Genomic DNA, 15,152 nt, shown 5'->3' with positions numbered 1-15,152 from the left:
CGGAATTAACCTACGGACGTCGGTGGTGCGTCTTGCGCCACCGGCCGGAAGCTCGTACCACGATCTGCGAGACGTACCCGCGGGGAAGAACTCCGGCGCCGGGGCGCACACGGATGACGGCGTGGGCTCGGAAGACGACCAGGCGGGACGGAGGTGCTGACGACGATGCCGAACTCGATCCTGTGGATCGGCCTGGTCGTGCTGTGGGTCTTCGTCCTGTTTCCCATCCTCGCCGACCGGCATCCCCGGATCCGCCGGACCACCGATACCGCCCTGGCCACGCGAGTTCTGCACCGTGGAGATTCCAAACGGCGCAAAGGAAGTGGGCGCGCCCGTAAGAAGCGGTCCACCCGAACCCAACGGAAGCGCCACCACGGCAACGATGCGGAGGATCCGATGAGCACAGCGGCCGAGGGGGCCGGCGCCGAGGCGGAGGAAGAACTACCCGGCGACAACGCCGAGTTCGACGACGTGGCTGCCGACTACCTCGACCACGACGGCGATCCGGCGGAGGACGGGGTGGACGCGCCGGACAGCGACGCCATCTTCGAACCCGACCGGGACCCGGGCGAGGACGACTACACCGGGCCGGCCGCGGAGTACGACTCCGCCGAAGGTTCCGGAGAACTGGAACCGGCCGGGCCGGTGATGGATACCGCGCCCGCGCGGATCCCGCCCGCCCGGGCCGCCGCGCCGCGACCGCCGGCGACAGCGGAATTCGAGGATCAGGACCCGGACTTCGTACCCACCCGCCGCGGCCGCGGCGGCTACGACCCCGAAGCCGATGCCATCGCGCGCGCGGCCCGCTACACCTTCCGGCAGCGCGCGGTGGTCGGGCTGATTCTCGGCGCCGTGCTCTGCGGTGGTCTCGCGGTCGCCGTATCCCCGTTGCTCTGGTGGGGCTGCGGTGGCGCAGCGCTCTCCCTGGTGACCTACCTCGGTTACCTGCGTAAACAGGTGCGAGTCGAGCAGGAGATCCGGCGGCGGCGTAGCGCCCGGCTGTCCGGCCGCGGCCAGGATCCGATGGAACACGGGTCACCCGCCGAAGGTGAGAAATCGCCGCGAGCGGCCCGGTCCGGGATGGACCGCGATACCGCGCGCGCTCTGCGCCGGCGTTCCCACCTGCTCGAACCCGATGACGAGGATCCGGTGTTCGAGCATCTGGACGCCTACGACGCCGGGGTCGCCCGGACCGTACGCAATCGCGCCACCGGCGGCGATATCCGCCGGGCGGCGGGCGCCTGACCAGGTAAAACCGCAGGTCGCGCCCTCGATTCGGTGTCCGGCGACCCGGTTTGCTAGAGTGGCACAGCGCGGTTCACCGAGCCGCACGGGGCTATAGCGCAGTTGGTAGCGCGTCTCGTTCGCATCGAGAAGGTCGGGAGTTCGATTCTCCCTAGCTCCACCCTCGGAAATCCCGGTCGCCGATTCGGCACCGGGATTTTTCGTATCCGGGTCGACGCAGCTCGAGGGGCCGGGGTCTCCGGGGTCCGGATTTGTGAGCCCCTGTTCCACGGCGAAGCTGGCTAATCTGACCCGATGAGCGTTTTCGGGTGGGTATCCATACCGCGTGCCACCGCTCGCGGCTGGTATCCGGGCCTGCGGTCCGGGTTGCGAGCACTGACCGGATCGGCGATGGCCGTCGCGGTCTGCGCGGCGCCGGCCGCGCAGGCGGCGCCGGTCACGCCGGATCCGGTGGGCGGTGCGGTGGGGGCGGTGGAGTTGCGGTTGGCCGACGATCGGCCCGATCCGTGGCGGCCCGGGGTCGCGCGTTCGATCACCGTGACCGTCACCTATCCCGCCGCTCCGGCCGACGGCCTCCGCGCCCCGTATCTCGGGGTTCCGTCCGCGGGCGTGACCCGGCACGCGATCGCGAACGCGCCGGTGGATCGCGGCGCCGGTGACCTCCCGCTGGTGGTGTTCTCGCCCGGGTACATGATGCCCAGGTCCACCTACTCGGCGTTGACCGAGGATCTCGCGAGCCGCGGGTACGCCGTGGTCTCGGTGGACCACACCGGTGACGCCCTGTTGACGGCCGAGCCGGACGGCGGGGTCACCGGCCTCGCGCTCCAGGACAGTTATTCGGATGCGGGTTTGAAGGCCGCCATCGACGCCCGGTCGGCGGATATCCGGTTCGTCGTCGACGAAGCCGAGGCCATCGCGGCCGGTATCCGGACCGCCGATGCCGACGGCCGGCCGCTGCCCGACGGCCTGGCCGACGCGCTGGACCCGGCCCGGGCCGGGGTGGTGGGCCATTCGATGGGCGGGGTGGCCGCGACCGAGGTCCTGCTCGACGACCCGCGTATCGACGCCGCGGTCAACCTCGACGGTGCGATGCTCTACGGCAACGGCCCGGCCCGGATCACCACCGCCGACCCGGGCCGGCCACTGCTGAGCATCGTCAGCTCCGAGCATGCCGCCAGCAGGGAGGGGCGCGAAAGATTCTGGAACGCCTACCTGTCCACACCGCGGACGGCCTGGCATCGGGAGTACGCGATCAGCGGGACGGGGCATTTCGGATTCAGCGATGCCCAGGCCGTGGTGCCGCAGTGGGTTCCCGATATTCCCGGGATGAGCGGACCGGGCAGTTTCAACCTCGGTCCCGCGCCCCGTGCGGAGGTGATCGCCGCGACCCGCGACCTGCTGGCCGCCGTTTCCGACCGCTTCCTGCGCGGCCTTCCCGATGCCGTCCTCGACGACCCCGGTGCCACACATCCCCTTGTCGTGCCGATGAACTGAGTGGTGGCGGGGCCGTGGGGGTACCGCGGCCCGCGTCCGTCGTTCCCGTGCCCGGTCGAAGCCGGTACGCGGCAGCGCTGTTCGTCACACCGCCGGCAAATTCCCCTGTCGTTCACTCACATTCGCGAACGCAATAGTGCGTTTCCTCCGCCGAAATTCGATACCGGTCCGCTATTGTCAGCCACTGAACAAAACCTGTCCGATATGCGGTACGACCGAATCGAGAGCCGATCATGTTTGAACAGAGTGTGATGGTGCCGGGTGACGTTCGAGCGGGGACGGGGGTGAGGGTGTCCTCCCGGGTCCTGCCCACGGCGACACAGCTGCTGTGCAGTTTCCAGGGGACGAAATTCGAGGATCACACCCTGCTCCGTGCGGCCCACGCACTCGCCGCGTTGCATACGCGCCGGCTGACCATGCGGGATATCCGCCTGGTCGCCGAGATGGACGACCGCCGGCGGGAACTGATGGAGGACATCGATGAGTGGATCGGCTCGTGGCCGGTGCCGCGTGGCGGAGAGGGTCTGATCCACGCCGAAACCCTGGGCGCGGTGATCGACCGGATGGCCTGGGGGTGGGTGGACGCCAATCAGGTGGTCGAAATCGACGGTCGTTGCGACCACTACGCGCGGAAGCGCTGGCATCGCCTGGCCGAATTGATCGACGGATACACCGAGTTGATCGGTGAGGTCGGTGGCGGTCGCCGCCGACTACCCGCCCGGATGTGAGCCGGCCACCGCCCATGCCCGGCCCGGTCAACGGCCGGGCGGGTCGCGGGGGCTTCGGCCGGAAGCCCGTGACGTATCGCGAAAGCCCGCTCGGCCCGGCGATAGCGGTGGCGGGTGTGATCGAGGGACTGATCGCCGTCTCACCGTCGGAGACCGGGATTTTCGCGCTGGGCCGAGTCGATCGGGCTAACCGGAGTGCCGGCGGTGCCACGGTGCCGATGTGGCCGTATCGGCGGTGCGTGACGGTTTGTTCTCGGGCGGCGGGAGTCCGGCATCGGCCCGGTCGCTCGTCGGGTCCCCGTGCAACCGTGCGAGCAGGGTGCGCACCAGCCGTTCGAGATGGGCGCTCATGATCCGTTGCGCCTCCGGCGTGGCGGGCCCGAGCGTGCGGGCGGTCGCACGGGCTTCGGCCAATGCCTCATCGATATCGATACTGCCCTTGCTGCCGTAGCTGTACCCGCTCAGCACCTCTTTCAGCCAGGCAAGGAAGGCTTTGTCGGAGTCGTCGGCCGGATCGGAGTCCTGGAACAAGGTGTGCAGTTCGTAGATCACCGTCGCGAGGTCCCATTGCAGCAGCGTCTCGGGTTCATCCACCGGGTCCCTGTTGTTCTGCACGAAGTCGTAGAGGACGTGTCCGAGTTCGTGGGCAAGGATCAGGCGTACAGGTTGGTCGAGTGGCCCGATGAAGTGCCCATCCTCGATCAGGGCGTTGATGGTGAGGCGCATGGTCTCGCGGTCGACCAGCCAGCGCTCGTTCAGCACGACGGTGGACCTTCCCGGCGCCGGTGAGTTGGTGTAGCCGAAGCAGTTTTCGTCGTGGTACGGAACGATCGCCATTGCGTGGAGATTGGTCACATCACCGAACTCGTGGTGGTGGGACAGCAACTCGCCGACGATATCCCGAACGGTCTCCAGGTCGATATCGACCATTTCGAGCCCGACGAGGTCGATACCGAGGGTGGTCCGCACGGTGGCGAGGAGTTCGTGCTTCTGCCGCAGCAGTGCCTTCTCCGCCTCGGTCGACGGGGCGCGGAAGGCATGTTCGCTACGGAAATCGGATTGTTCGGCCATGCCGACGAGCAAGTCGTACAACACGCGCTGACCGTCGGTGACCGGCAGCGCGGAGATGTCGTCGCCCAGGAATTCCGTATACACGCGCGCGAACGACCCGAAAAGGGCACGCCGGACATCCAGATTCCCGTTCGCATCCAATCCGTCGGGGCCGAACTGATCGTGCAGCCATTCGGCGGAGTCGTTGTCCGTGTTCTCGCCCGCCTCGGGCGACCGGATCTGCCGCAGGACTGCACGCGTATGGGTCTCGGCCCGCCATCGTCCGGCCGCCGACAGCACGCTCCCGAATCCCTCGAGCACGGCCGAGCGCAGAGTTTCCGGCGGTATCTCCTGAGCGTGCGCCTGCGATATGTACACACGCAATTCGGCACCCTCGAGTTCGCGCCCGACGACACGCGGTCGTGCCTGGGCCATGAGGACGGTATCGTCGTCGAAGACTCTGTGCATGAGCCGCACGCCGCGTAACCGCGTGGGATACCGATCCAGCAGCGTATGCAGCAGATGCACCAGTTCGCGGAAATCCTCGGCGCCGAGTTTGCCGACGCCTTTGATCGGCACATGGTGCAGCCGCTGGAAAGTTCGCGCCAGTTCGGCCGGTGGCCCGGCGGGCCACCCGAGATTCGATTCGGCACGCGTGACGAGTTCGAGGAAGCCATCGATCATCTCCACGGTGTGCCGCAGCACAGGGTCGCCGGAAGAGGAAACCAGTTTCTGCAATGCTGCGGTATCCGCGGTGGGATACAAAGGCGTGCGAGGTACCGCGACACCGAGGACATCGGACAATGCCTGCTCCAATTGTCCGCTGATGCCGCGTAGCCGCATCTTCTCGGCATGGCTCGGCGCCGGCCCCAGCCCGGCGTGGCCGGTTATCCACTCACCCAGTAGCGCGGGTAATTCCCCGAGTCGGGGACGGCGCGAAACGCCCTCCCAGGCATCCGTTCCCAGATCCGGCAGCGGGGCCTGCACAAATGTGAGTGCCTGGCGGAGCAGCGGAATCTGTACATTCGCGGCCGGAACCCCGAGTGCCGCGGCCAGTGCCGCGCGGGCGCGGTTCAGGTTCTCCGGCGAACTGCGCGAGTGGCCCCAGCTCTCGGGTCGTGGGTGACGGCCCGGTGTCGTGGCCTGGTCCGGCGTACCCCGTGGGTGTGCGCCTATCCCGGCGGAAGTATCCCGGTCGACCGGGGTGGAAGATTCGAGCGGCCGGTGACCATGCGCCGCGCCGCCGCCGTCCATATGCACGATGCCGAGGTTGCGGAACTGATCCCGCTGCTGCTGTTTGAGCCCGCGCCAATCGTCGAGTGGCCGGTCATCCAGGCCACGGACCAGGGGTTCGACCGTGCCGCTGTGCGCCGGTCGTCCGGGCCGGGCGCCAGTGGCGTCGCGCGCGGGGACTTCCCCGGCCACAGTCGGCCCGACCGGGTCACCGATGTCGGCTGCTCCGGTGTCGTGGCGGGAGGCTGCGATTTCGCGGTCGAATCGTGCCTGCCATTCGGCATCGGACTCGCCGTTCGGCATCGGGTAGGTGGTGGTGCCGTCCGCCAGATCGGAGAGGCGGTGCGACAGGCCGTCGAGGTACGCCTCGAGCAGGCCCGGCCAGGCTTCGTCGTCGAGTTCGTCGGCCCGGACCTGCAGTAGCTGGCCGTGCAGATGCAACTTGACGAAGCCGTCCAGGATGTCGATCTGGCGAAGCATGCGGTTGTCGCGCCGGTAAAAGGGGTCGGCACGCAGATCCGCGACAATTGTCCGCCAAGCCTGTGGAGTGTCCTGGTCGGGACGCACCCCGAACAGTTGCGCGATGTCGTCGCGTAGTTTCTCGAGCAGGCGCACTGTGTCGTCGAGTGTGGTGCGTGGTGGTCGGGTCGGTTCCAGCGAGTCCTGGAACCGCATGAAATGGGAGACAACGTCGGAATACCAGGACAGCCGGTCCGCTCGCTCGAACGCCGATTCCGCGTCGATGATCGCCTCCCGGACCGCGTCCAGTTCCTGTGGCGGGAAGTCGAGGGCTCCGGCGAACAGTCGTGCGATCGGAAAATCGAGTTCCGGGTTCAGGAAGGAATTGCTGAAATCGATGGGCACCAGGCGGACACGGTGGTCGACGCCCAGATTCTCGCCCTCGAAGCGGTCCCAGGTCCGAAGGAGATTCTCCGCCAGCACCAACCGCCGCCAGCCCGGTGTGTGCTTGAATCTCCGCACGGAGGAATAGTCCATCGGGTGGTCGCGTACGTCGGGCACGTAGCCGATCAGCAGTACGAGTCCGCTCTCGTCTCGGCGCAGCACGGGAGGGGCGGCCGAGCCGGCCAGCCGCGATATCAGGCTTCCCAGCACTTCGGCGTCGGCCTGGTCGATATCGCGAACGGTTTTCTCGATGACCCGGAAGCCGTTGGGATAGGTGACGAGCACGACTTGTTCCGACATCGTCGAATCGCCCGAATCATGCTTGAGGATAGTGCGTTCGGCGACTCCGGACTCCTCCGCGGCGGCCACCTTTTCCGCGAAGGTCCGGTCGTCGACGAGATCCTTCATCCACGCGATATCGTCCGGATCGAGGTAGTACTTCAGGCCCGATTCCGGTTCGTCGTGGATTCCGGACACCGTTGCCACGGTGATCCGGCCGTCCCGGCCGACTTGCACCTGCCAATGCTCGATCGGGATGCCGTCGAGCGCCGCCATCTCCCGCACCGCGGGAGCCACCGCGCCGAGGAGTTCTTTCTGCCCCCGCAGCGGTGAGGCCACGACGATGCGCAGCGAACCGTCGCTGCCGTGCATGAGCCCGATGCCGCGTTCGAGCCGGCGCGCGCCCGCCGCCGCGAGGATATCGTCGGCCGCCAGCACCGCCAGTGCCTCACGCACCTCGTCGACGTATCCGCGCCACGCATCGATGTGGCTGCGTACCCGATCGAAGTTGTCCCGGACATCGGCCACCGCCGCATCGTTGGCGAGCACCCTGACCGCCACCCGATCGAGGACGTGACGGCGCAGGACGGCCTCCAACCGGCGAGCCTGGGTCTCGGTCAATCGACTGATCTCGTGCGCGATCAGATCGGTGTCCTCCCGGTACACGTGCCTCAGATCGACACCGAGTTCGTCCGCCGGCCGCAATGCCTCGGCGGCCACTTCCGCGGCCTCCTGCTGGGCACGTTCCACGGCCCTTCGCGCACCGGGCGCAAGCTCGTGCGATCGGGATATCGGCCGTCCGTCCGCGCCTATGGGTTTCGGCGACCTACCGCCGCGCGGCCATCCGCCGCCGGTGGCGTGCTGCTGTGCGAGCCCCTCGACCCAGTTACGGCGCCGATTGCGACCGGGTATCGGGTTGTGGGCCTCGCCGAAGGGATCGTCGGGATCGGGCACCCCCATGAATCCGGGTAGGCCGGCGGATGCCGGGCGCGGCGGTGCACCGATTCGTTGCTGCGCTGTGTCGGATGCGTCTCCGGCTGCCGTCGGCGTTGCGGTGCGCTGCGGAAGCCAGGCGACGGCGAGGACGAGGCCGTCGCGGACCCGCCAGCGGCCTTCGATCGGGTCCTGCGGTAGTCCGAACTCGTGGGCGGCGGCCGGATCGAGCCGGGCGCTGAAGGTGCGCTCCGTGAGGTCGACTGTCACGTGCACGAGATCTTCGGCGGGTCCGGCCGGGTGCCGGCCGGTATCGGTTGCGGGAAGGAAGGTCTCGTGGACACCGGCTACCGCGTCCTTGATCGCACGCAGCATGCGCAGGAGGTATGCGCCGTCCCGGACCATATCCGCACCGCCGGCGTACCGGGCCCAGGTGTATTCGCCGGGGTCGAGGAAACCCGGGTTGGTGGTGGTCAGCGGCTTGTTCTCCGCGAGACCGAGGCCGAGCGCCCGGTACTGTGCCGACCACGCGGCCACCGCGGCGGCGTATGTGGACTCTCCGGCCCCGAGCGACGGATCGAGGGTGATCGCGCCGACGGCACCAGGTGGCCACGGCAGCGGCGCCGGGTACGGCGGGCGGTGCGTCTGCTGGAAATCCGGCGCTACCTCGGCCGAGACTCCGAGGCGGTGCAGCGCCATCCGCCCGCTGAGGAATTCGGGATCGGGGTTGTGGCTGTGCACGGTCCGCGCGCCCAGTGCCTCGTACGCGGCGACTCCCGGCGGCAGCAGTGGGGAGATCATCGACTCGCCGAACCGGAACCAGGTCGATTCGACATCGTCCAGCCGGATCACTCCGGTCTCGTAATCCTGGCCGGGTGCCGGACCATGCTGCCGCGTGGACGGGTGTGGGTTGCTGTCGATGACCTCGACGACAAGTCCGCGTTCGCCGTAGGCGCCCCCGCCGACCCGGCCGACCACCCTGACCTCACCGGTGTTTCCGGCCAGCGCTGCGCGCACCCGGGCTTCGATCACCGCCGCCGCCGTTTCGGCGCCCTCGGCGGTGCGCCATTCGTTGCGGGTGGTCAACCACCGGGTGAACTCCGCCCGGGCCCGGGTCGCCGCGCGGATCTGTTCGGACTCGGACAGTCGCACGCCCAGAACTCCGCGTGGTCCTAGGGAGATATCGAAATCGTGGCCGGGTTCGCCGCCGCGCCGCCGTCCCGGGTGTGCCGCAGTGACCCCCTCGCCCGGGCCCGGTTGGAAGAGGCGGTCCACCCAGGTGGAGTCACCGGGGCCGACGCGCACAGTCCAGTACGGGCTGTGCACGATCTCGGTATCGGCGAGTGCGTACCCGACGAGGCCAACGAGGTTTTCCGGGTCGAATTGCAGCAGTGTCACCGCGAACCCCGGCGCGGCGCGCTGCTCGGCGCGGAGGAGATCGTCCCAGAGGCGGCGGGCGTACTGCAGCAACTGGAGTTCGGTGGCATCCAATTCCGTGACGGGACGTGCGGCGAGATCGACCACCACTCGGCGTAGTACCAGCTCACTCGCCGCGTTGGAGAAGTCCCGGGATACGATTGGCGACCTGCCGTTGCGCTGCACGGCCTGCGGGGCGTCCTGGACGACCGCGATCCGCTGCTCCGGAGTCAGCCGGTCCCACCAGTTGACAATCGCCTGACGTTTCGCCATTTCGCGCCGCGGATCGGCCGCCGGGCCGAAGATGGATTCGGCCGTAGCCCGCGCCCCCGCGGCGCGATAGGCCAGCAGCGCGGTCCCGCGTTCTGCGGCCGGGAGTTTCGCGATGAGTTCTGGTCGTGCCGGTCTGGCGGGATGGTTCGCGGTGAAGGCGGCGTCGAGGAAATGATCTACCGCCGTGACGAAGCCGGTGAACCCGGCGTTTCCGGCGATTGCGGCGAGGGCCCGTATCTCGCGCAAAACGTCCTCGGTCGATTCCCGTCCCGGATCGACGTCCAGCTTCGGCGGCGCCAACGTGTGATTCGAGGTTCCTCGCACATTCGGCGCCGAGCCCGGACTCTGCCCGGACTGCGGGGCCACCGTTGTGACGCCCAGAACGTCGGGCAGGGCGCTGTCTAGCGCCATCAAGCGGCCGTTCAACTCCGCGATTCGCAGGAACGGGGCGCCGCGATCACGGGCATCGCGCGCCTCCGAGTCCGCCGCAATGCGTTCACGAAGCCAATTCCGCAGCTCGGGTGTGCCGATCGCGTCGGCCACGCGACGCTGTGCCGCGGGATCGAGACCCTTCAGAACCTCCTGGATCGGGTTGATCGCGTTCAATACCGAAGCCGCGGTGATCATCTCCGGGTCCACGCCGAGCTGTTCCGCCATCCGGAGCGTCTCGGGCAGTAGGCCGGATTCCGGGGCTACGTTCGTGGGTGCTTCGGAGTCGCCGGCCCGGCTGCCGGTCCAGGGGGTTTCCCGAGCCGGACCCGTCGGGTCCGGTGTCTTGTCCGGCTGGGAGGCGGATGCCGCGGTTTCGTGCTGTGCCCGCCCGTGATCGTCAGCGGAGTCCCGGGGGACCGCGCCGATGACATTGGCTATGAAAGGAACTCGGGCGAGGGCCGCCGGTGTATGCCGTTCCAGAACGACTTCGCGCACCGTCCGTGTGTACCCCTCGGTTTCCGGATGGTTGCGTCGCTGCAGATAGTGCCCGAAGTCGAAGTCGCCGGCCAGTAACTCGGCGGTCGTGGACACGAAATGCCACAGCGCGTCGTCGGCCGGTGCGGATATACCGGTGCGGCGGCGGAGGTACGTACGCAGGGCGTGGCCGAGGATATCGGGCGCGGCATCGGGCGGTGCGGCCAGTGTCTCCGCGACGACCGAAGCGAACCACCGGCCGACGTGATCTTCCGGCGCCGCGGAGGTACCACGGAACCCGTCGCGCAATTGTTCGGCGTGACGAAGCTGGTATGGCTCGATCCAATGGTTCAGGAAGCGGTCGAACACCGCCCGGCACGCGATCTGGGGCAGCAGGGCGTCACCGGTGAAGCGCGCCCGGAAGTAGGCCCGCTGGTCCCGGGGCAGGGCTCGGCAGCCCGGGTAGTTCGCCCCGTACAACCCATTGCGGGGGATCGGATCGAAATGCCCGAATTCGGCCGGTGTCAGGAATTGCCGGGTGAGGTCGCGATCGGCTTGGAGTAACGGTCGCGCCGCGAGCATCGCGAGGTAGGTGTATTGCGCGATTTCGTCCAGCGAGAGCTCACGCTGGATGCTGCCGATGATGCTCGCACGTTGCGCGATATCGGGGCCGCTGGGTTGTTCCGGTGTATCGGACGGCATCGTCCGGTATTTGTAGAGGTGTAGCGTTTCTCCTGGTGTCAGCGGGCGGGCCTGCTCGATGAGCAGCGGTCCCGGACCGGTATTGGGCAGGCCTACAGCGATTTCCGCCTCCAATGCCGCCCCCGAGAAGGCGGCGAGCATGCTCAGGCGAGGACTGCGTTCCCGCAGCCAGTTCAATTGCCAATCCCAGTAGTCGGGGCTGTCGATCCAGTCGCTTCCGTGCTGCTCGCCCTCGGCGATGCGCAACAGGTCCTCGATATAGGCGAAGCTCGGGCCGAGGCCGCGCATCTCCGCGGCGAGGTCACCGACTCGCGGCACATAAAGGGCCGCGGCTTCGGGTCCGGTCACGGAGGTCGTTCGTGGTATCTCGGCGTCGCCGCCGGGCGTCGGTTTACTACCGATCCGGCCGTCGTCGGGAGAGGAGTCCGTCGGTACCTCGGCTGTGGGCGCGGCCTCGTCGAGTTCGAACCAGAGGTTCTCATATCCATCCGAAACCGTCCGATCCCATCGTTGCGCGTGGGTGTTCAGCAACTCGAGCGCCGGGTCGGAGGGTACGGTTTCGCCGGTGTGGGTCGCCGTCTCGGATTCCGGCGCACGGCCGGCCGCGTCGACGCGCAGAACACGATTGCCCCGGCTACCGGTCATCTGAATGAGGAGCGCACCAACCGAACCGGCCTCGAGGATTCGAAAACCCAACTCCCGAACCAGCGATTCAGCGGTTTCGGCATGCTCGGCCGGCCAGTACTGCAGGAGATCTCGGATGCGCCACTCGGCCGCGAGCACGGAATCCGGTCCAGTGACTATCAGCTCTGACCGCTCTGGTGCGGGCCGTTCGGGAATCTCGGGCGCCACCTGCGTGGCAGAGGCCTCGGGACCACCGGCGTGCGGCAGGTACCCGGGGTTCGGTTGCCAGAACCGAGGCAGTTCGTCGGCAACAGCGGCGAATTCGCCATGCCACATCGCTGCCGGGATTTCGAAGCAGCCCATGATGCGGTCACCGCGCACGCCGCCCGGCCAATGGACCGAGACGACGCCCCCGGACTCGTCTACCATCCCGAAGCCGCCGGGCGCATCGATAACGTAGATGCGGTGCACCATCTCGAATTTCAGAGGATTGTCGCGGGATACCGCTTCGCCGTACACGGCCGCACGGTCCACCCGCACCGTGGTGTAGACGACTTCGCCGTCGTGCTTTTGCATTTTGGGTAGAAACCCAGCGCCCCAGACTTCGTCGCCGGGTCGTGGATCTCCACGAAACAGCAGACCGCCGCCGACCCGCCAGCCCGAGCGAACATAGTCGGCACCGATTTCCTCCCATCTGGAACGGATCACACCGATGGAGATATCGGTGACAGCCGCCGAGGCGAGCAGAACATCATCCGGTAGTTCGGCGGCCAGTGGATTCCATTGCACCGGCCGCGAAGAACTCTCGATGACCGACCGCACCACCTGAGCGCCGTCGAGCGGGTTCACGGATTCCTTGGTGCCGGGGGATATGAGGTCGGTCGGCGACGGGTTCGTACCTTCGGTATCCGGGCCTGCGACGAATCGGGACTCCCACGGCGCGCGGTCCGGTTCCCGCCCCTCTGCGGGTTCGGCTATCCGTTCATCCATCTCGAACCAGGTGGCTACGGTGGGCCCATCGGTGTCGGTGCCGGACCGGTGGCTCAACGATCTCAGGCTCCCCTGCGCCCAACCCAGGGGAATCCGCTCGCCGGCACGTTCGACGGTGCGGGGGCGCAGGTCCGCACCGGTCACCTCCACCCGGAGTGAGCGGTTACCGGGTTCCCCGGTGATACTCGCCGTGACCCGGAACGGCTCGCCGCTGTCCAGGCCGGCGGCGGCGAGTTCGGATATCAGGAGTTCGGCAGGACCGATCTGATCACCGGCCCGCCAGTCGTGCAACAGTTCCCCCAGTTGTCGGCGAAGCCGGGCGACCAGCCGGGTGTCACCGGGCGTGACCGCGACATCGAGTGCCGTGGTCTCCCGCTCCGGCCTGCTGCCGATCCGATCACCGGTTCGTCCCGGCGCTTCGGTGCGCTCGGGGGATCGGGCAGGCCCCACGACCGGGCCGGCCTCTCTCGTACCTTCTTGCCGCTGAACCGGCGCGGCCGGGTCGATCAGGACGCCGGTGACGTTGTCGCGGTCGCGGGCATCGATCGCATGTTGTTCGACGGCCTCGAGCCCGGCGGACAGCGAACCCGGCCTGGTCGCCATACCGCCGTACACGGTCGCCGCGAGCGATTCGGCCGCGAAATTCTTTCCCCATGCGCCGTCGGTGCCGATGAACAGCAGACCCGGACCTTCGATCGGCACCGTGTAGGCGTGCGATTCGCCGGCGTCGCCTTCGGGGTTGCCGAGGTAGCGATACAGGGTGTGGGAGAACTGCAGCGCGAGCGCTTCTTCCTCGGTGAGGGGTGGCCGGACGCCGTCGTCGCGCATGAGCATCGGAACGATCGAATCGTCCTCGGTGAGCCGTCGGGAACCCGAGGCATCCGGCGTGAGCCAGTACGCTCGGGTATCGCCGCGCCAGTCGACCGTGAGCTGGTTCTGTTCCACCAGCGCGACCGTGATCGTGCAGGCCGGTGGCGTCGCCGGCGTTGTTCCGAGTTGCCTGCCCAGCTCCTCCACCGCGTCGGCGGCCGCCGCTGTCGCCGCCCGCACCATGGCCAGCGGATCGAACCGGCCGTCGGACCCGACCTTTCGTAGTGCTTCGACCAAGTGGTCGCGCGCGGTGCCGACGGCGGTGGCCGAAGCGAGTTCGCTCTTCGTCGATGTCGACGTGCCGTCGGCGACCACAGCCACTTGGACCAGGCGGCCGCCGACTACGAGTTTCGCGACCGCGTAGGCGTCCTGGTTGTTGTGATGGCCGTCGCCCGCGGGTCCGATACCGATATCGCTCGAACCGGCGACCGAGCCGAGATCCGTGGTGACCCGGCTCGGGTTGGCGGTGACAGCGTGGAAGTGCCCGACGAGCGTTCGGAGCCGATCCGGGTCGATCGTCGTGGGGCGCGTCTCCGCGTACATCACCAGTTCGTCCAGCAACTCGTACGAGTCCTGCAGCTTTCGGTACTTTTCCGAGAGCGCCTCCGCGATCTCGCGACTGCGCCGGGTGGATTCCATCAACTCCTCGGTCGCCGGTGTGCCTTCCCCGGCGGCGCGTGATTCGGCTTCTTCGGCTTGCCGGATCGCCCGGTCCGAAACCTCGCCGGCCCGGACGGTTTCGCCGAAGACGTTCTCCGCTGTCCGATACAGCTGCGCGAGATCCAATTCCGTCCCGTCACCGAACCGAATGCTCGGCGATGCCGGTGCGATCTGTCCGGCGTCAGGACTCTCCGCCCGGCCCGCTGTCGCCTCGAGGTGCTCCGGCACAGCCCGCTGCGTTTCGGGGACGGCGAGGCCTGGCGTTGGCTCCGCTGGAACGCGATCCTCGGTCCGCTGCTGTGCATAGGGGTTCTCCGCTGGCGTCTCGGCCGCTCGGGGGAGCGTGTACCACGGCTCCCGCTCCCGTGCCGACCACGGGGTGGTGCCGGGGAGGGACTCGGCCTGCCCCGGTCGCCCCGGGAAGGCGTTCAGGGCTTCGCTCAGCGCGCGGACCCGCTCGTTCGCGGCGGCGTAGCGGTCGAGCGCCTCGGCCAACCCGGTGCCCGATTTCCCGGCCATCACCTCGCCGGCCTCGGCATGCGCCGCCGCGCGTTCTTCCGCGGCGTGAAGCAGGTGAACCATGAGCCGGAGCCGCTGCGGTGTGTGGGCCGAAGCGGGCCTGTCCAGGTCGGCATGCAGTTCATCGAGGTGGTTCCCGAGGCTATCGAGCCGGGCCAGATCGCCGGCGGTGGTACCCGGGTTCTGCCGCGCGGCGGTGACCTCGGCGGCTACCGCGGCACGTACCGCGTCGAGGCGATCCGGCGTGACCGTCGCCCGCAGCGCGCCGGGATCCTGAGGGCGCGATCCGATCGGCGCGTCTCGCCCGCTGTCTCGGTCCCGGCCGTA

At 68.2% G+C, this 15,152-nt stretch carries 5 protein-coding genes and 1 tRNA gene; 5 read left to right on the top strand and 1 reads right to left on the bottom strand.

The genetic code is table 11. The features are described 5' to 3' along the window. Positions 1–165 precede the first annotated feature (165 nt). The 4 genes from sepX (at position 166) to ACWDU1_RS16985 (ending at position 3,467) form a co-directional block, all read left to right on the top strand. Positions 166–1,245: a divisome protein SepX/GlpR gene (gene sepX, locus ACWDU1_RS17000; protein WP_449999494.1), complete on the top strand. Its 1,080-nt coding sequence runs from the start codon at positions 166–168 to the stop codon at positions 1,243–1,245. Positions 1,246–1,332: 87 nt separating this feature from the next. Continuing rightward, a tRNA-Ala gene (locus ACWDU1_RS16995) sits at positions 1,333–1,405 on the top strand. A 134-nt stretch (positions 1,406–1,539) separates the two neighbouring features. Then, positions 1,540–2,739 (top strand): alpha/beta hydrolase family protein, encoded by a 1,200-nt coding sequence (locus ACWDU1_RS16990; RefSeq protein WP_449999493.1) that lies wholly within the window; start codon positions 1,540–1,542, stop codon positions 2,737–2,739. Positions 2,740–3,029: 290 nt separating this feature from the next. Continuing rightward, a complete protein-coding gene (locus ACWDU1_RS16985) occupies positions 3,030–3,467 on the top strand; it encodes a DUF4254 domain-containing protein (protein WP_449999491.1) in 438 nt (145 codons plus the stop codon). 186 nt (positions 3,468–3,653) lie between these two features. On the opposite strand, the gene ACWDU1_RS16980 is transcribed toward ACWDU1_RS16985, so the two are convergent. After that, the gene (locus tag ACWDU1_RS16980; RefSeq protein ID WP_449999489.1) at positions 3,654–14,888 is read right to left on the bottom strand and encodes a protein phosphatase 2C domain-containing protein; all 11,235 of its coding nucleotides are present in this window, start codon (positions 14,886–14,888) and stop codon (positions 3,654–3,656) included. A 51-nt stretch (positions 14,889–14,939) separates the two neighbouring features. On the opposite strand from ACWDU1_RS16980, the gene ACWDU1_RS16975 reads away from it, so the two are divergent. Further along, on the top strand, positions 14,940–15,152 hold a 213-nt coding region (locus ACWDU1_RS16975; protein ID WP_449999487.1), incomplete at its 3' end, for a hypothetical protein.

The sequence above is a fragment of the Nocardia sp. NPDC003345 genome (assembly GCF_053589395.1).
The sequence above is the reverse complement of the archived record's forward strand: the minus strand, read 5'-3'. Positions and strand labels throughout refer to the sequence as shown.